Annotated in this window: 17 protein-coding genes; 7 read left to right on the top strand and 10 right to left on the bottom strand. The window is 61.0% G+C overall.

All coding sequences use genetic code 11. The features are described from left to right. Genes HX805_RS06350 through HX805_RS06360 form a run of 3 tightly spaced genes read right to left on the bottom strand, consistent with a single transcriptional unit; the run spans window position 1 to window position 1,758 of the window. Window positions 1-270 (bottom strand): phosphopantetheine-binding protein, encoded by a 270-nt coding sequence (locus tag HX805_RS06350; RefSeq protein WP_008439197.1) that lies wholly within the window; start codon window positions 268-270, stop codon window positions 1-3. Then, window positions 248-1,060 (bottom strand): 1-acyl-sn-glycerol-3-phosphate acyltransferase, encoded by an 813-nt coding sequence (locus tag HX805_RS06355; protein ID WP_177080414.1) that lies wholly within the window; start codon window positions 1,058-1,060, stop codon window positions 248-250. The genes HX805_RS06350 and HX805_RS06355 overlap by 23 nt, the downstream gene beginning before the upstream one ends. Continuing rightward, entirely contained in the window at window positions 1,036-1,758 is a 723-nt protein-coding gene (locus HX805_RS06360) for a beta-ketoacyl synthase chain length factor (protein WP_177116706.1), read from the bottom strand. Before HX805_RS06360 ends, HX805_RS06355 begins: the two co-directional genes overlap by 25 nt. 348 nt (window positions 1,759-2,106) lie before the next feature. Between HX805_RS06360 and HX805_RS06365 the strand changes: the two genes are divergently transcribed. Together HX805_RS06365 and HX805_RS06370 are read left to right on the top strand one after the other, a co-directional pair. Further along, window positions 2,107-2,877: a ParA family protein gene (locus HX805_RS06365; protein ID WP_003209397.1), complete on the top strand. Its 771-nt coding sequence runs from the start codon at window positions 2,107-2,109 to the stop codon at window positions 2,875-2,877. A 441-nt stretch (window positions 2,878-3,318) separates the two neighbouring features. Further along, window positions 3,319-3,567 (top strand): DUF6124 family protein, encoded by a 249-nt coding sequence (locus HX805_RS06370; protein ID WP_003209399.1) that lies wholly within the window; start codon window positions 3,319-3,321, stop codon window positions 3,565-3,567. Here the strand turns inward: HX805_RS06370 and trxC are convergent. Continuing rightward, window positions 3,555-3,989: a thioredoxin TrxC gene (trxC, locus tag HX805_RS06375; protein ID WP_003209402.1), complete on the bottom strand. Its 435-nt coding sequence runs from the start codon at window positions 3,987-3,989 to the stop codon at window positions 3,555-3,557. The two genes, HX805_RS06370 and trxC, sit on opposite strands and share 13 nt — an antisense overlap. A gap of 235 nt (window positions 3,990-4,224) precedes the next feature. Here trxC and HX805_RS06380 point away from each other — a divergent pair, with 235 nt between their 5' ends. Together HX805_RS06380 and HX805_RS06385 are read left to right on the top strand one after the other, a co-directional pair. Next, window positions 4,225-4,521, top strand: coding sequence for a type II toxin-antitoxin system HigB family toxin (locus HX805_RS06380; RefSeq protein ID WP_093202502.1), 297 nt, complete (start codon window positions 4,225-4,227; stop codon window positions 4,519-4,521). Beyond that, window positions 4,518-4,919, top strand: a complete 402-nt coding sequence (locus tag HX805_RS06385; protein ID WP_008439186.1) for a type II toxin-antitoxin system HigA family antitoxin — start codon at window positions 4,518-4,520, stop codon at window positions 4,917-4,919. Before HX805_RS06380 ends, HX805_RS06385 begins: the two co-directional genes overlap by 4 nt. 6 nt (window positions 4,920-4,925) lie before the next feature. Here HX805_RS06385 and selO read toward each other — a convergent pair whose 3' ends face one another. The 4 genes from selO to HX805_RS06405 all read right to left on the bottom strand — a co-directional run bounded on the left by selO (window position 4,926) and on the right by HX805_RS06405 (window position 13,463). Beyond that, window positions 4,926-6,389 carry a protein adenylyltransferase SelO gene (gene selO, locus HX805_RS06390; RefSeq protein WP_177080412.1) on the bottom strand — a complete coding sequence of 488 codons (1,464 nt, stop codon included), beginning with the start codon at window positions 6,387-6,389 and terminating at the stop codon, window positions 4,926-4,928. Between the two features lie 50 nt (window positions 6,390-6,439). Continuing rightward, the gene (mscK, locus tag HX805_RS06395) at window positions 6,440-9,790 is read right to left on the bottom strand and encodes a mechanosensitive channel MscK (RefSeq protein WP_008439184.1); all 3,351 of its coding nucleotides are present in this window, start codon (window positions 9,788-9,790) and stop codon (window positions 6,440-6,442) included. A gap of 70 nt (window positions 9,791-9,860) precedes the next feature. Continuing rightward, window positions 9,861-11,603, bottom strand: coding sequence for a potassium/proton antiporter (locus HX805_RS06400; protein ID WP_003209410.1), 1,743 nt, complete (start codon window positions 11,601-11,603; stop codon window positions 9,861-9,863). 234 nt (window positions 11,604-11,837) lie between these two features. Next, window positions 11,838-13,463, bottom strand: a complete 1,626-nt coding sequence (locus tag HX805_RS06405; protein ID WP_023659353.1) for a methyl-accepting chemotaxis protein — start codon at window positions 13,461-13,463, stop codon at window positions 11,838-11,840. Between the two features lie 277 nt (window positions 13,464-13,740). Between HX805_RS06405 and HX805_RS06410 the strand changes: the two genes are divergently transcribed. Together HX805_RS06410 and HX805_RS06415 are read left to right on the top strand one after the other, a co-directional pair. After that, window positions 13,741-13,971 carry a hypothetical protein gene (locus HX805_RS06410; RefSeq protein WP_003209413.1) on the top strand — a complete coding sequence of 77 codons (231 nt, stop codon included), beginning with the start codon at window positions 13,741-13,743 and terminating at the stop codon, window positions 13,969-13,971. Continuing rightward, entirely contained in the window at window positions 13,968-14,261 is a 294-nt protein-coding gene (locus HX805_RS06415) for a cell division protein ZapA (RefSeq protein ID WP_003209415.1), read from the top strand. Before HX805_RS06410 ends, HX805_RS06415 begins: the two co-directional genes overlap by 4 nt. On the opposite strand, the gene HX805_RS06420 is transcribed toward HX805_RS06415, so the two are convergent. Beyond that, window positions 14,258-16,060: an acyl-CoA dehydrogenase gene (locus tag HX805_RS06420; RefSeq protein ID WP_177080411.1), complete on the bottom strand. Its 1,803-nt coding sequence runs from the start codon at window positions 16,058-16,060 to the stop codon at window positions 14,258-14,260. The genes HX805_RS06415 and HX805_RS06420 overlap by 4 nt on opposite strands. Before the next feature lie 228 nt (window positions 16,061-16,288). Beyond that, complete coding sequence (gene putA, locus HX805_RS06425; RefSeq protein WP_177116707.1) at window positions 16,289-20,242, bottom strand: trifunctional transcriptional regulator/proline dehydrogenase/L-glutamate gamma-semialdehyde dehydrogenase; 3,954 nt, start codon at window positions 20,240-20,242, stop codon at window positions 16,289-16,291. Window positions 20,243-20,271: 29 nt separating this feature from the next. On the opposite strand from putA, the gene HX805_RS06430 reads away from it, so the two are divergent. Further along, on the top strand, window positions 20,272-20,562 hold the full coding sequence (locus HX805_RS06430; RefSeq protein WP_177036456.1) for a hypothetical protein: 291 nt from the start codon (window positions 20,272-20,274) through the stop codon (window positions 20,560-20,562). Window positions 20,563-20,680: the final 118 nt, after the last annotated feature.

Consider the following 20,680-nt stretch of genomic DNA (forward strand, 5'->3'; position numbering starts at 1 on the left):
TCAAGCTGCCTGTCGGGCCGTGACGAACGCCGCGAGGCTGGCCACGTTGGTGAAGTGATTGCGGGTGTCCTTGGCGTCGGCATCGATCTTGATGCCGTACTTTTTCTGGATCGCCAGGCCCAATTCCAGGGCGTCGACTGAATCCAGGCCAAGGCCTTCGCCGAACAGGGTTTGCTCGTTGCCGATGTCGCTCTCGCTGATGTCTTCCAGGCCCAGGGCCTCGATGATCAGCGTTTTTATGTCGTGCTCAAGGCGGTGTTGGTCGCTCATCTTCGGCGAGCTCCTTAATAAAATACTGGTGCAGGTAATCGTTGAGCTTGCGTGATGCCTGGGGCGCGGGCCCTTGTGCGGCAAACGCCTGTGGTTCTATATCGGCACCCACGCGCAAACTGAAGTGAAAGCGGCGATTCGGGATGCGATACCAGGGTTCGGCCTTGGTCAGTGTGGTGGGGCTGACCTTGATCACTACCGGGGTGATGATGCTCGCACCGCGCAGGGCAATGGCGGCGGCGCCGCGATGAAAGGTCGGTGCCTGGCCCGGTGAGGTGCGGGTGCCTTCCGGGAAAATGATCAGGGTCTGGCCGTCCCGCAGGGCATCGGCGGCGGCGTCGAGCATGTCGGCGCTGCCGTCGTTGCTGATGTAACCGGCGTCGCGCACCGGGCCCCGGGTGAACGGGTTCTGCCACAGGCTCTGCTTGACCACGCAGTTGGTCTGGCGCATCTGGGCGATCAGGAACACCACGTCCACCAGCGATGGGTGGTTGGCAATGATCATCTGGCCCGGGCGGCCAAGCTTTTCCGCGCCTTCGATGCTGTAGGTCAGGATGCCCAGGCGCATCATCATGCGGATAAACAACCAGAACAGGCAGCTGATGGTGTGGCGGGCGCGTCGCTGATGCTGTTTGGCATCACCCGGCAGGCAACTGAGCAGCGGAAACACCAGCACACGCAGGCACAGGCCGCCGAGGCCAAACAGGGCGAAGGCGGTGGCAGTGGCGAACAGGCGCCAGTAGTAGGCCTTCCGGGGCTTTTCGGTCAGGACTTGCGTTGCCAGTTCCATACTCGGTTCTTCCAGGCATGTTGGCAGGCGCCCTCTTCGTTCAGCAGGGTGCGCAGCAGGTTCAGGGCGTGGGGCCACTGGGCTTTGGTGGTGGGTTGGACAGCGGCTGTATTCAGTTCCAGCTGCCACTCGTCGCCCGGTGTCAGCAGCAGGCCGAGGGCGTAGGGGAAGGGCACGTCCTCGATCCAGCGCGCATAGGCTTCGGGGGGCTGTTCCTCGGTAATGATCAGCAATACAGCCGGTGCGCCTTCATTGAGCAGGGCAGCGACTTCGAGCATGCCGTGCTCCAGGCCATCGCCGGCGGCGGCGAGGGCGGTCATTTCACTGGTTTCATTGCGCAGGATCGACCACAGGCCAATCACCGCGTTATGCACCGACAGGCTGAACTGGGTCGGCGACAGGGGCTCGTCGTTGGCCAGGTCGCTGAGAATATCGAGGGTGCGTGGGGTTTCGCCGTGACGGGAGACAAACACCAATGGCAACTGTTGCAAGCCTTCGGCCAGGGGCCAGCCCACACTGAAGGCCATGCGCGCCAGGCGGCTCAGGCGCCGGCGCTGCATGGCCGGCAGGGAGGACACGTCGGGTGCCGCGTCGCTGCGGGCGAGCAATGTCGGCTGCCGGCACCAGGTGCGCCAGTCGTCCGCGCTTTCGAGCCCGGGAGCCCAGGCGCGCCATTGGGCGATGTTGAAATTGATCACTGAGAAGTTATCCCGCCCCTGCGGGCTTCCTTGTGCGGCCATTGGCCCCGAATACCGGGACAGGGTGCAATCGCCGAATGGCGCGCATTATCCCGGTGCTGCGGGGTTCTAGCAAACTTTGGTAAAGAATTGTTCACGGATGATTACAAATTCGCTGGAAAGAATTACCGATTGTCCATCATGCAGGTAGGGCAGCAGGTGTCAGGCAATTCCTGCTTTGTCGGACAGACGGGAAATTGTTATGCGAGATAGAGCCTCTGATGCTGTAGTACAGGAACAAACGAGGTAGCTAACGGGCGCTTTTGCCCTCTACACTCGGGTCATTCATTGATACACGGAGGTTTTTCCATGCGGCGCGTGGTGTTCAACCAAAAAGGCGGTGTTGGCAAGTCCAGCATTGCCTGCAACCTGGCGGCGGTCAGCGCCAGCGAAGGCTATCGAACCCTGTTGGTGGACCTCGATGCCCAGGCTAACTCTACCCAGTACCTCACCGGGCTGACCGGCGACGATATCCCCATGGGAATCGCCGACTTCTTCAAGCAAACCCTGTCTTCCGGGCCGTTTTCGAAGAAGAACCAGGTGGATATCTACGAAACCCCGTTCGACAACCTGCACGTCATCACCGCCACCGCGGAACTGGCCGACTTGCAGCCCAAGCTCGAGGCCAAGCACAAGATCAACAAGCTGCGAAAGCTGCTGGATGAATTGAGCGAGGACTACGACCGGATCTACCTGGATACGCCGCCGGCGCTGAACTTTTATGCCGTTTCAGCGCTGATTGCCGCTGATCGCGTGCTGATCCCCTTCGATTGCGACAGCTTCTCCCGCCAGGCGCTGTATGGCCTGTTGGCCGAGATCGAAGAATTGAAGGAAGACCACAACGAAGGGCTGGAAGTGGAAGGCATCGTGGTCAACCAGTTCCAGGCCCGGGCGAGCCTGCCGCAGCAGATGCTGGATGAATTGATTGCCGAAGGGTTGCCGGTACTGCCGGTGTACCTGACCAGTTCGGTGCGCATGCGTGAATCGCACCAGGCGAACATGCCGCTGATCCACCTGGACCCACGGCACAAGCTGACACAGCAGTTTGTGGAATTGCATAACTTGCTGGAAAACGCGTGATTTAGCAGGCAACACATCACCCATGTGGGAGCGGGCTTGCTCGCGAATGCGGTGGATCAGTCGAATTCTCTATTGACTGACTCACCGCATTCGCGAGCAAGCCCGCTCCCACATTTGGTCTTTGTTCCTACAGGGAAATCGTCGTCTTGCGCCGTTGCCTACAGTTACGCCAGAATCCGCCGGCTTGTGCGTCTGGATGGGCGTCTCTAAGGTTGCTCGGTCGCTGAATTCTCAGTGATCGGGTTTAGTAGCCCGAGTGTTTGTCGTTAAGTGCATAAGCTTCATCTTTCAGGCGCTGAGTCTGTGCTTGATGGTAGCTGTGCGTAGGGCGTCTTCGGGCGCGCCGGCTTCGACATTTCCCGGTCTACTAACCTGCGTACAGCTGCCACCCTAATTCGTTTAGTAGCGATCAGATGGCGGTTCCAATCAGGAATGTCGACCATGTTTAAAGCTACTCCAAATCCCCCGTCGTACCTTTTTACAGTCAGCCCCGGCCAAGCCACCGAAACCCTGATCCTCAATACCTACGAAACCTTCTCCTCAGTCACCACCCTCTTGCTCGACCTTTCCGACGACCTCACCGGCAAGCAGCGCGATGTCGCGTTGGCCATTCATCAGTTGAGCGAATTGGGCGTATTGCTGATGGGGCAGGTGATGGACCGGGGCGTCCCGCTACCTCAAACGCCCTGACTGCGCAGCCAGCTCATCAACTGCGGTAACGGAAACGCACCGCTCTGACGCGCCACTTCCCGGCCATTTTTGAACAGGATCAGGCTGGGAATCGAGCGAATCCCCAACTGAGCGGATAACTGCTGATTGGCCTCGCTATCGAGCTTGGCCAATCGGCACTTCCCGGCCAACTGCCCGGCGGCCTGCTCAAACACCGGCGCAAACGACTTGCACGGCCCGCACCATTCGGCCCACACGTCCACCAGCAACGGCAGGTCGCCCTTGATCTGGCTGGCGTAATCGCCCTGTTTCAGCTCAAAGGGTTTGCTCAGCAGCACCGGTTGCTTGCAGCGCCCGCACTTCGGCGCATCGCCCAGGCGTTCATTGGGGATGCGGTTGAGACCGTTGCAGTGGGGGCAGGGAATTACTAGAGAGTCGGACATGCTGGGCTCCGTGAAAGTGGCCAATGGGTTCTATTTGGAGCCGGGAAGGGTGTTTATCAAGGTTCGACGCTAGTGACGTACGCGTTCACATTTTTGGTGGTGACTTCTATCGCGGCGTATCTAGGCTGTTGAAGGATGCTTGGAATTGCGCCACTGGTCCGCCAAGGAATATCGCAGATTGCGATATTTTTTCGGCAAGACTAACCTTCATAGCAAGATGCGATAAGGATGTTGCATGCGAGTGATCAGCGAAAAAAGGATATGGGAAGCGAAAGAAAGATGGCCGCATTCAGCCACGGCACTGGATGAGTGGTATCGCAGAATGAAACGCAACAGTCCCGCCGACTTTGCGTCGATGAAAGGAATGTTCCCTGCAACAGACAAAGTCGGGCAGTTCCATGTGTTTGACATCGGGGGCAATAAGCTGAGGTTGATTGCCTTCGTGCATTACCAAGTACAACGAATTTATATCAAGTACCTGTTCGATCACCGTGAATATGAGCAAGGTAAATGGAAGGAGAAAATCAGATGAGCGCACTCATCAGGCAGGCTGCCGAACACTGGCAATTTGTTTCGCCATTGCTGCGCAAGCCAAGAAACGAGGCGGACTACGATACCTTGGTCAGCGCCCTCGACGAATTGCTGGACCTGATAGGCGAAGATGAATCCAGCCCGCTCATGAGCCTGGTGGATATCCTCAGTGACTGGATCGAGGCCTACGATCTCGAGCACCGGCCGATGCCCGTTGCCAGTGGCGTTGAAGTGCTGCGTTCAATGATGCGAGAGCATGGCTTGACCCAAAGTGATCTCCCGGGCGTTGGTGCGCAGTCGGTTGTCTCTGAAGTACTTAGTGGCAAACGCCAGCTCAACCTGCGGCAGATTCGTTGGCTGGCGGAGCGCTTTGGGGTTTCAGTGGAGACCTTTATCTAGGTCGCGCTATGAAGAACAACTAATCTCCAAATGCTTCCCCCAATCCGGCGGCCGCTGGGCGTATTGCTCCATCCCCGGCTGTTCCTCAAACGGTTTGGCCAGTACCTCATGCAGCCGGCGCACTTCACTGTAATCCCCAAGCTCCGCCGCCTGGATGGCGTTCTGCGCCAAATAGTTGCGCAGGATATAAAGCGGATTCACCCCATGCATCCGCTCACGTCGCTGTTCTTCTGTGCCGCTGGCGTCGCGCTCTACACGGGTTTTGTACAGATCCGCCCACTCATCAAACCCCCTGAGGTCGACAAAGTCGTCGCGCAACCGCGCCACGGCCAAGGCGGCGGACTCATCCCCCAGCCGGCGGAAGAACAGGGTGTAGTCGACGCCGCTGTTCTGCATCAGTTGCAGCAGGCGTTCCACCAGTTTCTGATCGTCATCTTCGGCGGTGGTGAGGCCCAGTCGGCGGCGCATCAGGTCCAGGTAGTGGGCCTGGAACAACGGCAGATACAGCCCCAGCGTTTCCCGCAGCGCCTCGACGCTGATAAACGGCGTCAACGCCTGGGCCAGTGCGCTCAGGTTCCACTGCCCGATCGGCACCTGGTTGCTGAAGGAATAACGCCCTTCATGGTCGGAGTGGTTGCAGACGAACTGCGCGTCGAAATCGTCCAAAAATGCAAACGGCCCGAAGTCGAAGGTGATGCCGAGGATCGACATGTTGTCGGTGTTCATCACTCCATGGCAGAACCCATAGGCCTGCCACTTGGCGATCAACTCGGCATTACGCTCGACGATTTCGCGGAACATCGCCAGGTACGGCTCGGGCTGTTCCATGCATTCCGGGAAGTGCAGGGACAGCACGTGCTCCGCCAATTGCTTCTGCAATTCAGGCTTCTTGGTGTAGTAGAAATATTCGAAATGCCCAAAGCGCACGTGGCTGTGGGCCAGGCGCAGCACCATGGCGGCGCGCTCCTGTTTCTCGCGCCACACCGGCGTGGTGGAACCGATCACACACAGCGCACGACTGCTGGGAATGCCCAGCGCATGCAGTGCTTCCGACGCCAGAAACTCCCGGATCGACGAGCGCAACACCGCACGACCATCGCCCATGCGCGAGTACGGGGTTTGCCCGGCACCCTTGAGGTGCAGGTCCCAATGCTCGCCGGCCTGGTTGTACACCTCGCCCAGCAACAATCCGCGGCCATCCCCCAGTTGCGGGTTGTACGAGCCAAACTGATGCCCGGAATAGATCATCGCCCGCGGCTCGGCCTCGGCCCACAGCTTGTGCCCGCCGAACAGCTCGGCAAACACCGGCGTTTCGGCCACGCCAGGGTCGAGATCCAGCAGCGCCATGGCTGCCTCGCTCGCCACCACTAAACGCGGTTCGTCGATGGGCTCGGGCAGCACATGGGTTGAGAAGCCGTCGCCCAGGCGGGCGAAGCGGTTGTCGAAGGTCAGTTCGTCGAGGGCTTTCAACGGCCATCTCCTGAGCAGAATGTCCGACCATTCTGCTGGGGATAGCGCGTTTAGTCGAGTTTGGCGGGCGGCGGCTCGGGCAGGTCCTGGTCCTGGGCGGGCGGCAGGATGGTCCGGTTTTCTTCTTCCACCGGCACCAGCTTGTATTCCTGGCCATGCAGGTTCTTCAGGTAAACCTCCATTTGCCGGAACGAGATGTTGATGTGGTGGTTCTTGAACTCGCGGTTGATGAAGCGGTTGACCTCATCGATCACCGGGTTGCGGTCGCCCAGGTCCCGTACATGCATGCGCAGTTCGTGATCGAGGGTGCTTTCACCGAAGTTGAGGAAGTACACGTGGGGCGCCGGGTCCTTCAACACGCGTGGGTTTTCGGCGGCGGCCTTGAGCAGCAATTCCTTCACCAGGTCCAGGTCCGAGCCGTAGTCCACGCCCAGTTTCAGGGTAACCCGGGTGATGGTGTCGGTCAGCGACCAGTTGATCAGTTGCCCGGTGATGAACGTCTTGTTCGGGACAATGATGTCCTTGCGGTCGAAGTCGGTGATGGTGGTGGCACGGATGCGGATCTTGCTCACCGTGCCCGACAGGTTGCCGATGGTGATGGTGTCGCCGATCCGTACCGGCCGCTCGAACAGGATCATGATGCCGGAGATGAAGTTGGCGAAGATTTCCTGCATCCCGAAACCCAACCCCACCGACAGCGCGGCCACCAGCCATTGCAACTTGTCCCAGCTCACGCCGAGGGTCGACAGGGTGGAGACAAACCCGACGCCGGCAATCACATAGGACAGCAAGGTGGTGGTGGCGTAGGCGCTGCCCTGGGCCAGGTCGAGCTTGGACAGCACCAACACTTCCAGGAGGCCGGGCAGGTTGCGCGCCAGGGCGAAGGTGATGCCGATGATGATCAGGGCGCCGAGCAAGTCGCCGATGCTGATGGGCACCATGCTGATATTGGCGCCGGTGCCGCTGGTGTATTCGTAGAGGGTGACGTTGTCCAGGTAGGAAAACACCGAGATCAAGTCGGACCACACCCAGTACAACGCAGCGATAAAGCCGCCCAGCAGCGCCAGGCGAATCAGTCGCATCGACTGTTCGTTGACCTGTTCGATGTCCAGGGTCGGCTCTTCGATCACTGCTTCACCCTCACCGGCTTCCTTGGCGGCCTGGCGTTTGGCCAGGGCCCGCGCATAGGCCAGGCGCCGTGCCGCAACGCCCAGGCCACGTACGAAGGTGGCTTCGATCACCAGCCAGAACATCAGCAGGTACAAGGTGTTGATCAGCCGGTCGCTGAGCTTGAGGGCGGTGTAGTAGTAGCCAAAACATACGGCGATAAACAGCGCCACCGGCAGTGCCGTAAACACCAGGCCCACGGCCTTGCGAAACAGCGAGGCTTTTTCGTGGGTCGGGCTGTTGAGCAGCAGGCGCCCGAGCAGCCACGCCATCAGTGCGTAGCAGGTCAGTACCACGCCGATGCCCAGCACATCGTCGGCCAGCGCTGCCGGCTGATGTTCGGCGATGGCCACCACGGCCACCAACGCCAGTACCACGAGCCCGAGCTTGCGTACCCAGCCCTGGAGGAATTCGACCTGGGGTTTTTCCCAGCGGAAGTGCAATTCGGCGACGCCGCCAGGCGCGAGGATCCGATACGCGGTGTAGAACACCAGCCACGCCTGGGCGATCTGCAGCAGGGCGGCGCCGAGGTTGGCGTTTTGCCCGCGGGCGTCGATCTGCAACGCATAGCCGCAGAGTGCCAGGCCCAGGGCCACCGGCATCGCCAGCGCGATATTCACCAGGATCGCCACCGGCGTGTGCCACTGGCTGTCGCGTTTGAAGTGGCCGATGTCCATATGGATTTTTTTCAGCCGGGCATACAGGTAGCTGCGACGCCACAGCAGCGCGCCGATCAACAACAGCAGGGGCAGGAACAGCAGCGGGCGCTGGGTCAGGCCGTCATACAGCTCGCTGACGCTGGAGGCCCACGGCAGGGTATTGACCTGTTTGCTCAGGTGCGCCGGTACGGTTTCCAGCCATTCGGTATCCAGCGGCTTGTTGCTGGGAATCCAGAACATCTGTTCGTCGAGGGTCGCCCGCAAGGTGGTGGCGGTGCTCAGCAGTTGTTTCTGGTTCAGTTGCAGGGTGATGGATTCGTTGAGCAGTGCGCTCAGTTCCCGGCTCAAGCGTTCCAGCAGGTCGCTGCGGGTGATCGCCAGTTCCAGCAGGGTGCGCCGCAGTTGTGGCGTCACCTGGTCGGCCGGCTGGTTGGCCAGCAAGCTGTCGACGTAGGTGCTCGGGGTGCTGATCAGTTCGCGCTGTTGATTGACCTCGAACTGGTACAGGCGAATGTTGGCGATGTCATCCGCCAGGTCGCGGTCCACGGTCAGGCGCGGGAGGGCCTGCTTCTGTTTGTAGAGGATCTTGGACAGTAGCAGGCTGCCCTTGAGCACGTTGATCTGCTCGTCCAGCGCCGAGTCGCTTTGGGTCACGCTGTCCAGTTGCTGCTTGGTTTGCAGGTTTTTCTGGGTCAGCTCGTTGAGCCGGTCAGTGCTTTTGAGCAGGTAGTCGGACAGTTTCAGGTTGGCCGCGCTTTCCGTGGCGAGCAGGCTGCTGCCACCGGCCTTCTGGGCTTCGATGGACTGCTGGGTCACGGTTTCCTGGGACTGGGCCAGGCGTTTCTGGTTGATCAGGGTTTGCAGGTCCTGGATTTCCTGCTCCAGGCGCGCGGTCTTTTCCAGCACCAGGTCGTGCTGGCTGTTGCCCAGGTCTTGCAGTTGGCTGTTGCCGGCCAGTTCCTGGCGGCGCAGGGGAATCAGCGCGTTGAGGGCGGCCAACTCGGCGTTCAGCTGGTTGCGCTGGTCACCGCTGAGGGTCTTGCCGTTGTCTTTACCGGCCTTGAGGGTCGCGTTGATCTGCTGGATGCGTGTCTGGCTGCTGCTGATTTCGGTCTGGGCGCGCTCGGGACGGGTCTGGGCCGCGATGGTCAGGCTGTTGGCGTCGGCCAGTTCCTTTTGCAGGTCGCCTTGCTGGGTGGTGCGCTGCACCAGCAGTTGTTCAAGTTGCGGCACCGGCAAGGTGGCGTAGCGCTGGGCGACCGGAATCACCTTGGTGGCCTTGAGGCGAGTCAGTTCGCGCTGGTTGTCGACGGTCTGGCGCGGCGCGTCTTCGAGCTGGCGCTTGAGGTCCACCAGGCGCTGCTGGTAGTCCTGCTGGTTGCCCAGGAAGGTGAGCGTTTGCTGCAGGATGCTTTGCAGCGCCTTCATGTCGGCGTCGGGCAGTTTGCGGTCCGGCAGCTTGTCCAGGGTTTGCTGGACGGAATCGATGCTGGGCGGGTCGGCCGCGTGTACGGTGCCGACGCAGAGAGTCAGGCCCAGCAGGGCAGTGGCGAGAAAAGTGCGCAGGGTTGTCATAGAGACCGGTCGAGCAAGGTGAAAAATAGGGGGCGTCCCGACATCGACTGGCGCGCCGTCGCCCCGCAGTTTAGAGGAAGAGTCCGGGGCCCGGGCGACTTCCTTCGGGGAATCTGACGCCGACTTTGCCGATCTTGTTCCCGTCCATGACCGCGACGGTCCAGATGGTGTTGTTCCACTCCACCTGGTCGCCGACGACCGGCGCGCCGCCGACTTTCTGGGTGATGAAGCGGCTCAGTGGCATGTCCGGGTCGATGCCCTCGAGCTTGAGCCCGTACAGGGCCGAAACCGCGCCCAGCTGGGCGTCGCCTTCCAGCACGAAGTCACCGAAGAAGCGCAGGTCGAGGCCCCGTTGTGGTGCCTGGCTGAACAGTTTGCCGAGGGCCGGCAAGTTGTGTTCATGGCCGATTACGCACAGCAGATCGTCGACTTCGAGCACCGTACTACCCGACGGATGGAGCAGTTGCTGGCCACGAAACAGCGCGGCGATCCGCGTGCCTTCGGGCATTTTCAGCTCCCGCAGGGCGGCGCCGATGCACCATTTCTCGGCACCCAGGCGGTAGACGAACAGCTCCCACTCGCTGGTGACGTGCACTTCCAGGGCCGCCCGGGAAATCGGCGCCGGCTCTGGCGGTACCGTCACTTTCAACAGTTTGGCGACCCACGGCAGGCTCGTACCCTGCACCAGCAACGACACCAGCACGATAAAGAACGCCAGGTTGAAGTACAGCTGCGCGTGGGGCAGGCCGGCCATCAGCGGGAACACCGCCAGAATGATCGGTACCGCACCGCGCAGGCCGACCCAGGCGATAAAGGCTTTCTCTCGGCCATGGAAGGCCTTGAACGGCAGCAGGCCGACGATCACCGACAGCGGCCGTGCGAAGAGAATCATCCACAGCGCCAGGCCCAGGGCCGGCAGCGCGATGGGCAGTAAATCATGGGGCGTGACCAGCAGGCCCAGCACCAGAAACATGCCGATCTGTGCCAGCCAGGCCATGCCGTCGAGCATATGCAAAATGCCGTGCCGGCTGCGCACCGGGCGGTTGCCGATCACCAGGCCGCACAGGTAAACGGCGAGGAAGCCGCTGCCGTGCAGGGCGTTGGTCAGGGCGAACACGAAAAGGCCGCCGGAAATCACCAGGATCGGGTACAGGCCGTTGGCCAGGTTGATCCGGTTGACCATCTGCAGCATCAACCAGCCGCCGCCCAGGCCGATGATGCCGCCGATGCCAAACTCACGGATCAAGTGGCCCAGCAGGCTCCAGTGCAGGCCGGTCTGGCCGCTGGCAAGCATGTCGATCAGGGTGACGGTGAGGAACACCGCCATCGGGTCGTTGCTGCCGGATTCGATTTCCAGGCTGGCGGTGACCCGTTCGTTCAGGCCTTTGCCGCCCAGCAGCGAGAACACCGCTGCGGCGTCCGTGGAGCCGACGATGGCGCCGATCAGCAGGCCTTGAATGATGTTGAGGTTGAACAGCCAGGCGGCTGCCATGCCGGTGAGGCCGGTGGTGATCAGCACCCCGACCGTCGCCAGGGACAACGCAGGCCAGAGGGCTACACGGAAACTGGCTACCCGCGTTCGCAGTCCGCCGTCGAGCAGGATCACGGCCAGGGCGAGGTTGCCCACGAGGTAGGCAGTCGGGTAGTTATCGAAGATGATGCCGCCGCCGTCGACGCCGGCGATCATGCCCACGGCCAGGATGATTACCAGGATCGGAATCCCCAGGCGGGACGAAAGAGAACTCACCAGAATGCTCGCACCTACCAGCAACGCGCCGATCAAGAACAGGCTGTTGATGGTCGTCGCATTCAAAGGCAGTACTCCATGAGCAGGAAAGACGAGGCGCAAACTGACCATGCAGTCTGCGTGCCAGCGATTCTAACCTGTTGAATTGCTGTGCTGTCAAAAAGGTTTTGAATGGCTGGCGCATATTCAATGTGGGAGCGGGCTTGCTCGCGAAAGCGGTGTGTCAGTCGCGTTATGCGTAGCTGATCCACCGCATTCGCGAGCAAGCCCGCTCCCACATTTTTAGCCCTGCGGTGTCCGTTAAAGCCTGAACCGCCCCACCATCCCGTTCAAATCCACCGCCAACCGCGACAGCTCACTGCTCGCCGCACTGGTCTGGCTGGCGCCGGTCGCCGACTGCACCGACAAGTCACGAATATTCACCAGGTTGCGATCCACTTCCCGCGCCACCTGCGCCTGCTCTTCAGCGGCACTGGCGATCACCAGGTTGCGCTCGTTGATTTCAACGATGGCGGTATTGATGGTGTCCAGCGACATCCCCGCACCCTTGGCGATGTTCAACGTCGATTCCGCCCGCTCGGTGCTGTTGCGCATCGAATCCACTGCATGCTCGGTACCGGCCTGAATGCTGCCGATCATCCGCTCGATTTCGCTGGTGGACTGCTGGGTGCGATGGGCCAGGGCCCGCACCTCATCCGCCACCACCGCAAAACCACGCCCGGCTTCACCGGCACGCGCCGCTTCAATCGCGGCGTTCAGGGCCAGCAGGTTGGTCTGGTCAGCCAAGCCACGAATCACGTCCAGCACCTTGCCGATGTCCCGGGACTCTTCCGCCAGGTTGCCGATCAAGGTGGCAGTGGCTTGCACGTCGCTGCTCATGCGTTCAATGGCGCTGACGGTTTCCTGCACCAAATCACGTCCATCGCCCGCAGACGACGTGGCGTTCTTCGAGGCTTCGGAAGTGCTGACCGCGTTGCGGGCCACTTCTTCAACCGCGCTGGTCATCTCGTTCACCGCCGTGGCGGCCTGTTCGATTTCGTTGTTTTGCTGGGTCAGGCCACGGGCGCTTTCGTCGGTCACGGCATTCAGCTCTTCCGCGGCGGAGGCCAATTGGGTGGCCGAGCCGGAAATGCGCTGCAAGGTGTCCTTCAATTTGTCCTGCATCTTGGCCATTGCCAACAGTAGTCGGCCGGCTTCGTCGTTGCCTTCCACCTTGATCGGGCGCGTCAGGTTGCCTTCGGCGATTTCCTCGGCGGCATCCAGGGCCTGGGCGATCGGCAGGGTGATGCTGCGGGTCAGCAACCAGGCGAACAGCATGGTCAGCGCCGTGGCGAGGATCAGCAGGATCACCACCAGCTCAAACGCCATGTCGTACTGGTCGGCGGCTTGCTGGTTGGTGGCCAGCGCCATCTTGTTGTTGATGTCCAGCAGGCGGTTCAATACGGCGTTGACCTGATCCGAGTTGTTCAGCAGCTCGGTATTCAGCAGCGTGCGCAGCTCTTCAACCTGATTGGCCCGTGACAGGCTCTTCATGCGCTCTTCAATCTGATGGTACTGGGCCAGCAGACGCACGTATTCGTCGTAGGCAGCACGTTCTTCGCTGCTGTCGATCAACTTCTCGTAGACCGCCTGGGCCGTACGAATCTGCTGATTGCGCACGTCAAAAGACTCAAGGGTCTTTTGCTGGACGTCAGGCTCGCGGTTGGTCAGCAGGCGATACGACAGCACCCGCAGGCGCAGGGTCAGTTGAGTGAACTCGTCCAGGGCGCGAATGCTCGGCACGCTGCTAAGGGTGATGTCTTCCGTCGCCGCACGGATCTTGCTCATCTGGTTCAGGGCGAACACACCGAGAAACAACATCAGCGCGCCAATCAACGCGAAGCCGAGAAAGGCCCGCGGCGCGATATTCATATTACGAAGAGACATGTTGTGATCCTGGGGAGAAGCGCGATCCATGCGGGGTTTGAGCGGGGTGTCCATGACCTATCGGTCATACGACTAAAGTCTTGAGGGGGTGCGCGCTTTTGTCGCAGATCGGGGCGGGCCGACGGGATTCAGGAACCAGATGCCATAAATGCAGTCACTAAGGCTCGAAAGCGTGGCCTGCCCTGTAAAATCAAGGCCCCGCGCCAGGGATAACCCTGGCATCCGAGGTGAATTTTCTTTATCGTCACCGCCCTTTGAAAAAGCCCGAGAAATCAAAATGTTAGAAGCATCCCTCAGCCAATTGGAACAACTGGTCAGCGACCTGGTACAGCAGAACCAGGATCTGCTGGGCACCAACGAATCCCTCAAGGCCGAACTGGCTCGCGCCAAGGATGAAAACGACAGCTTGCAGCTGAACCTGATGGAACAGGAAGAAAAGCAGGGCGCCACCGCTGCCCGTATCCAGGCGTTGGTTGAGCGTGTGAGCGCAGGTCCTGTCAGCGCATGAATGAAGGGATAAAGGTCGTTTCGATTCTCGGTGAGGATTACTCGATCAAGGCACCGGAAGGGGAAGACAACACCCTGATGAGCGCCGTGACGATGCTCAAGGCATCCCTGGCCACCACCAAGAAAAAGTACCCGACGTTGATCGGTGACAAGCTATTGGTGCTGGCGGCGCTGAACCTGTGCGCCGAGCAGATCGAAATGCAAAAGCACCATCAGCAGGAACTCGACCGTTACCAAGAGCAAGTCAGCGCCACGGTCGAGGTGATTTCCAAGGCAATCGGAACGCCTTAGAACCACTCATCCTGCATCCCCAGGCACGTGTCATCGCGTGCCTCGAGAATCGCCAGTTCATGATGGCAGCCCGGTATTTCCCACGTCAGGAAGTACCGGGCGGCCTGGAGCTTGCCCTTGTAGAAGGCGACATCGGCAGCATTGCCCCTGGCCAGCCCTTCCTCGGCGCGAATTGCCTGTTCCAGCCAGCGCCAGCCAATCACCGTATGCCCGAACACCTTCAGGTACAGCGCCGAATTCGCCAGGCTGCTGTTGACCTTGCCCTGGGCGAGATCCGTCAACAGGCCGAGGGTGACCTCTTGCAGGCGCGCCACCAGTTGTTCCAGCGGTTCCCGCAAGGCATTCAGCGACGGATACTCCTGTGCCCGTGCGCCGGTCTCGGCGATCAGGCGGATCAGTTGCTTCAAGCCCGCACCGCCGTTCTGCGCCAGCTTGCGCCCGAGCAAGTCCAGCGACTGAATGCCGTGGGTGCCTTCATGGATCGGGTTCAGGCGGTTGTCGCGGTAGTACTGTTCCACCGGGTATTCGCGGGTGTAGCCGTGGCCGCCGAGGATCTGGATCGCCAGTTCGTTGGCCTTCAGGCAAAACTCCGATGGCCAGGATTTGACGATCGGCGTCAGCAGGTCCAGCAGTTCGTGGGCCTGTTTGCGCGCAGCTTCGGTTTCCAGGGTGGTGGTGTCGTCGAACAGGCGCGCGGCGTACAAGCCAAGGTCGAAGGCGCCTTCCACGTAGGCTTTTTGGGTCAACAGCATGCGTTTGATATCGGCGTGCTGGATGATCGACACCGGCGCGGTGTTGGGATCCTTGCTGTCGGGCAAGCGGCCTTGGGGACGTTCACGGGCATATTCCAGGGAATACAGGTAGCCGGCGTAACCCAGCATCACCGCGCCCATGCCCACGCCGATCCGCGCTTCGTTCATCATCTGGAACATGCAACTCAGGCCCTGATGCGGCTGGCCCACCAGGTAGCCGACGCACTCGCCGTTATCGCCGAAATTCAACGCGGTCGAGGTGGTGCCACGCCAGCCCATCTTGTGAAACAGCCCGGCCAGCAGCACATCGTTGCGCTTGCCCAGGCTGCCGTCGTTGTTGACCAGGAACTTGGGCACGATAAACAGCGAAATGCCCTTCACCCCGGCAGGTGCGTCCGGCAGCTTGGCCAGCACCATGTGCACGATGTTCTCCGACAGCGGGTGATCGCCGCCGGAGATGAAGATCTTGTTGCCCTTGAGGCGATAGCTGCCGTCAGCCGCCGGCTCTGCGCGGGTACGAATATCCGACAGCGATGAGCCCGCATGGGGCTCGGTCAGCGCCATGGTGCCAAAGAAGCGGCCTTCGATCATCGGTTGCAGGAAGCGTTGTTTCTGCTCCTCGGTGCCGAAGCTCTCGATCAGGTTGGCGGCGCCCATGGTCAGGAACGGGTAGGACGTGGATGCGGCGTTGGCCGACTGGAAGTGGGCGAAACACGCCTGGGAGAGCAGGGTGGGCAGTTGCATGCCGCCAGCGTCGAAGCTGCGGGCAGCGTTGAGAAAGCCGGCTTCAAGGAAGGCATCCACCGCCGGTTTCACTTCAGGAATCAGAATCGCCTGACCGTTCTCGTAGCGGGGTTCGTTCTCGTCGCCCTTGCGGTTATGCGGGGCGAAAAACTTCTCGGCAATGCTGCGGGCGGTGCCGATGGCGGCGTCGAAGGTTTCACGGTTGTGTTCGGCAAACCGCTCGCGCTGGGTCAGGCCCTCGGCATCGAGGACTTCGTACAGCTCGAAAGCCAGATTGCGGGAACTGAGCAGCGTCTCGGACATGGCGGCTTACCTGTGTGGGAATGGGCCGAGTCTAAGTGCGCAAATAGAGGCTGGATAGCAAGATTGATCTGGGTGATGGAGGGGCCAAACAACAGCGGTGAGTTGCAAACACGGTCAGTGTGGGAGCGGGCTTGCTCGCGAATGCGGTGGATCAGTCAGTACATCTGGCGACTGACACTGCGCATTCGCGAGCAAGCCCGCTCCCACATTTTGACCGCGTTTCTTCAGTTAGCCGATGGTCATCAGGCTGGCGTTACCACCCGCAGCAGCAGTGTTGACGCTCAACGCCCGTTCGATCACCAGGCGCTCCAGGGCAATCCCGGTTTCGCCCGAAGACAAACCGTGAACCCCGACAATCGCCCCGCCACGCTTGGCCACTTGCTGGCAAACGCCGCGCAGTTGGTCGGAATCACCGTGATGCAGCACGGCATCAAACACGGTTTCATCCTTGGTCCAGTCAGCCACCCGCGTGATCTTCGCCTGAATATCCTTCGGCAAGCGTGCGAACACGGCCTTGGTCAATTCAGTTTCCGGCCATACCGCCGAGCCGCCGACTGCCAGCACGGCCGCCAGTTGCGTCAGCAGGTCGCCTTCCACTTCCGCCAGGCACAACACGTGCTCGCGGGGCAGGATGGCATAGCTGTTGCGCTCGCCGGTCGGGCCGGCCAGTTGGCGGGTGATACCGCTTTGGGATTGCGCGGCGAACTGCACGCACAGGGCGCTCAAGTCGCTCAGCTTGTTGCTGTCGGCCCAGGCTTTCAGGGCGGTCAGCGGCTTGCTCATGGCATCCCGCAGGCGAACATCCGGTGCGGCCAGTGCATCACCACGGACGAAGGATTGCTCGATGGCGTCCGTAGGACGGGTCGACAGCAAACGGTACAGATACAGCGGGCCGCCAGCTTTCGGGCCAGTGCCCGACAAGCCTTCGCCACCGAACGGCTGCACGCCGACCACGGCGCCCACGATGTTGCGGTTAACGTAGACGTTACCGGCATGGACGTTGTCGATCACCTTGGCGATGGTCTCGTCGATGCGGGTGTGCACGCCCAGGGTCAGGCCATAGCCGGAGGCATTGATCTGGCCGATAAGCTGGTCGATCTCTTTGCGCTTGTAGCGCACCACGTGCAGCACCGGGCCGAAGATCTCCCGTTGCAGTTCGTCGAAGCTTTCCAGTTCGATCAGGGTTGGCATCACGAAGGTGCCGCGCTTGATCTCTTCGCTATCGGCAATCGCGACCTGGTAAACGTTGCGGCCTTTGTCGCGCATGGCCTGGATATGTTTCTCGATGCCAGCCTTGGCTTCGGCGTCGATCACCGGGCCGATATCCACCGACAGGCGCTCCGGGTTGCCGAGGCGGCATTCAGCCATGGCACCTTTAAGCATTTCGATGACGCGGTCAGCGGAATCTTCCTGCAAGCACAGTACGCGCAGGGCCGAGCAACGTTGACCGGCACTGTCGAAGGCCGACGACACTACGTCGATCACCACTTGTTCGGTGAGTGCCGAGGAGTCGACGATCATTGCGTTCTGGCCACCGGTTTCGGCGATCAGCGGAATCGGACGACCCTGTGCATCCAGACGGCCGGCGACACTGCGTTGCAGCAAGCGCGCAACCTCGGTGGAACCGGTGAACATCACGCCCTTGACGCGATCATCACCCACCAGGCGCGCACCGACGGTTTCGCCCTGGCCCGGCAGCAGTTGCAGCACGCCTTCCGGAATCCCGGCTTCCAGCAGCAGGCGCACGGCTTGTGCGGCCACCAGCGGTGTTTGCTCGGCAGGCTTGGCCAGTACCGGGTTGCCGGCGGCCAGTGCAGCGGCGACCTGCCCACTGAAGATCGCCAGCGGGAAGTTCCACGGGCTGATGCACACCACCGGACCCAGCGGGCGGTGAGCGTCGTTGGTGAAATCGTTGCGAGCCTGCACCGCGTAGTAACGCAGGAAGTCCACGGCTTCACGCACTTCGGCGATGGCGTTGGCGAAGGTCTTGCCGGCTTCGCGGGCCAGCAGGCCCATCAGCGGCTGGATCTCGCCTTCCATCAGGTCGGCGGCACGTTCCAGGATCGCGGCGCGTTCGGCGGGCGGGGTGGCCTGCCAGATTGGCGCAGCGTTCAGGGCGCACTGGATGGCGTTGTCGACGTCTTCGACAGTTGCTTCCTGTACGTGGCCAACCACGTCACGCAGATCCGACGGGTTCAACACCGGTGCAGCCGCTTCATTGCTGGAAGCGCAACCGAGCATCGGCGCGGCTTTCCAGTTGTTATGCGCGGTAGCCAGCAAGGCGCAGGACAGCGACGCCAGGCGGTGTTCGTTGGCCAGGTCGATACCGGCGGAGTTGGCGCGCTCGGCACCATACAGGTCGCGGGGCAGCGGGATACGCGGGTGCGGCAGGCCGAAGCCGCCTTCCAGCGTCGCCATCTGCTCGATGCTGGCCACTGGATCGGCCACCAGCTCCTGGATCGAGATGGATTGGTCGGCAATACGGTTGACGAACGAGGTGTTGGCGCCGTTTTCCAGCAAGCGACGCACCAGGTAAGCCAGCAGTGTTTCGTGGGTGCCGACGGGTGCGTACACGCGGCACGGACGGTTCAGCTTGCCTTCGGAGACCTTGCCTACAACCTGCTCGTACAGAGGCTCGCCCATGCCGTGCAGGCATTGGAACTCGTACTGGCCGGGGTAATAGTTCTGACCGGCAATATGGTAAATCGCCGACAAGGTGTGAGCGTTGTGGGTGGCGAACTGCGGGTAGATAACTTCCGGTACCGAAAGCAGTTTGCGTGCGCAGGCAATGTAGGAAACGTCGGTGTACACCTTGCGGGTGTACACCGGATAGCCTTCCAGGCCTTCGACCTGGGCGCGCTTGATTTCGCTGTCCCAGTACGCGCCTTTTACCAGGCGGATCATCAGGCGGTGGCGGCTGCGGCGTGCCAGGTCGATCACGTAGTCGATCACATACGGGCAACGCTTCTGGTAAGCCTGGATCACAAAACCGATACCGTTCCAGCCGGTCAGTTGCGGCTCGAAGCACAGTCGTTCCAGCAGGTCGAGGGACAGCTCCAGGCGATCGGCTTCTTCGGCGTCGATGTTCAAACCGATGTCGTATTGCTTGGCCAGCAGGGTCAGCGACAGCAGGCGCGGGTACAGCTCATCCATCACGCGCTCGTACTGCGCACGGCTGTAACGCGGGTGCAGGGCCGAGAGCTTGATGGAAATGCCCGGGCCTTCATAAATCCCGCGACCGTGGGACGCCTTGCCGATCGAGTGGATGGCTTGTTCGTACGAGGCCAGGTATTTCTGGGCGTCATGTTCGGTAAGTGCGGCTTCACCGAGCATGTCGTAGGAATAGCGGAAGCCCTTGGCTTCGAACTTGCTCGCATTGGCCAGGGCTTCGGCGATGGTTTCGCCGGTGACGAACTGCTCGCCCATCAGGCGCATGGCCATGTCGACGCCCTTGCGGATCATCGGCTCGCCGCTCTTGCCGATGATGCGGCTCAGGGACGAGGTCAGGCCGGCTTCGTTGTGGGTCGCGACCAGTTTGCCGGTCAGCAACAGGCCCCAGGTGGCGGCGTTGACGAACAGCGACGGGCTGTTGCCCAGGTGCGGGTGCCAGTTGCCGGTGCTGATCTTGTCGCGGATCAGTGCGTCGCGGGTGCCCTTGTCCGGGATGCGCAGCAGCGCTTCGGCGAGGCACATCAGCGCTACGCCTTCCTGGGACGACAGGGAAAATTCTTGCAGCAGGCCCTGGACGATGCCTGCACGGCCGCCGGCGCTTTTCTGATTGCGCAGTTTCTCGGCGATCGAAGAGGCGAGCTTGTTGGTGGCCTCGGCCATTGCCGCGGGCAAGCGAGCCTGCTCGATCAGCATCGGCACCACTTCCGGCTCCGGGCGACGGTAGGCGGCGGTGATCGAGGCGCGCAGTACCGATTGCGGCAGGATGCTTTCGGCAAATTCCAGGAAGCACTGGTGGGCGTGGTCGGTCTGGACCTCGCCGGCTTCTTCCGCGTCCTTGCTGCCCAGGCCGTTGAGCTCGGCCAGGGTTGCACCACCCTCGAGTTTCTCCAGGTAATTGAAAATCGCCTGCTTGATCAGCCAGTGCGGCGTGCGATCAATGGAGGTCGCGGCCGCCTTCAGGCGCTCGCGGGTCGGGTCGTCAAGTTTGACCCCAAGGGTGGTCGTAGCCATCTTTTTATCCTCATGGGTGCCACTACTGCGTGGCATCAGCTGGCGGCAAGATTAGCTTTGCGCCGAGAGAGGTGCAACCGGGTGCAACCCTTTTTATCCATGAAATTTTTGATGCTGATCGGGAAAAATTATCGTTGCAGCCGAATCGGCTGCGCCTTGGTGCATTTGCTTCTGACTTTGGCTGCTCTTGCTCCGAAAAGGAGCAAAAACACGGTGTTTTCCACAAAAAACATCGAGGTGCAACTTATTCTCAAGAAACTGGTTGCACCTTATTTGCTTTGTTGAATAGCATTCGCGCCCAAGGTGCAACCTCTTACTGACGGTTCATCGGCTGATGGCTTTCCTGGGGAAACGTCAGTCATAAATGCGCGGCGCCAGGCTTCGTCTATCCACTAGCAAAGTGGATGGCCGTCCGGACAGACCGCCGCTACATAAAAA

Source organism: Pseudomonas sp. G5001 (assembly GCF_013385475.1).
Classification (GTDB): domain Bacteria; phylum Pseudomonadota; class Gammaproteobacteria; order Pseudomonadales; family Pseudomonadaceae; genus Aquipseudomonas.

What these genes read in the sequence shown, in the direction of transcription:
- HX805_RS06415 (WP_003209415.1), top strand. Translation starts at nt 13,968, where the DNA reads ATGAATGAAGGGATAAAGGTCGTTTCGATTCTCGGTGAGGATTACTCG.
- mscK (WP_008439184.1), bottom strand. Translation starts at nt 9,790, where the DNA reads ATGACAACCCTGCGCACTTTTCTCGCCACTGCCCTGCTGGGCCTGACT.
- HX805_RS06365 (WP_003209397.1), top strand. Translation starts at nt 2,107, where the DNA reads ATGCGGCGCGTGGTGTTCAACCAAAAAGGCGGTGTTGGCAAGTCCAGC.
- trxC (WP_003209402.1), bottom strand. Translation starts at nt 3,989, where the DNA reads ATGTCCGACTCTCTAGTAATTCCCTGCCCCCACTGCAACGGTCTCAAC.
- HX805_RS06380 (WP_093202502.1), top strand. Translation starts at nt 4,225, where the DNA reads ATGCGAGTGATCAGCGAAAAAAGGATATGGGAAGCGAAAGAAAGATGG.
- HX805_RS06385 (WP_008439186.1), top strand. Translation starts at nt 4,518, where the DNA reads ATGAGCGCACTCATCAGGCAGGCTGCCGAACACTGGCAATTTGTTTCG.
- HX805_RS06350 (WP_008439197.1), bottom strand. Translation starts at nt 270, where the DNA reads ATGAGCGACCAACACCGCCTTGAGCACGACATAAAAACGCTGATCATC.
- putA (WP_177116707.1), bottom strand. Translation starts at nt 20,242, where the DNA reads ATGGCTACGACCACCCTTGGGGTCAAACTTGACGACCCGACCCGCGAG.
- HX805_RS06420 (WP_177080411.1), bottom strand. Translation starts at nt 16,060, where the DNA reads ATGTCCGAGACGCTGCTCAGTTCCCGCAATCTGGCTTTCGAGCTGTAC.
- HX805_RS06405 (WP_023659353.1), bottom strand. Translation starts at nt 13,463, where the DNA reads ATGTCTCTTCGTAATATGAATATCGCGCCGCGGGCCTTTCTCGGCTTC.
- HX805_RS06355 (WP_177080414.1), bottom strand. Translation starts at nt 1,060, where the DNA reads ATGGAACTGGCAACGCAAGTCCTGACCGAAAAGCCCCGGAAGGCCTAC.
- HX805_RS06410 (WP_003209413.1), top strand. Translation starts at nt 13,741, where the DNA reads ATGTTAGAAGCATCCCTCAGCCAATTGGAACAACTGGTCAGCGACCTG.
- HX805_RS06370 (WP_003209399.1), top strand. Translation starts at nt 3,319, where the DNA reads ATGTTTAAAGCTACTCCAAATCCCCCGTCGTACCTTTTTACAGTCAGC.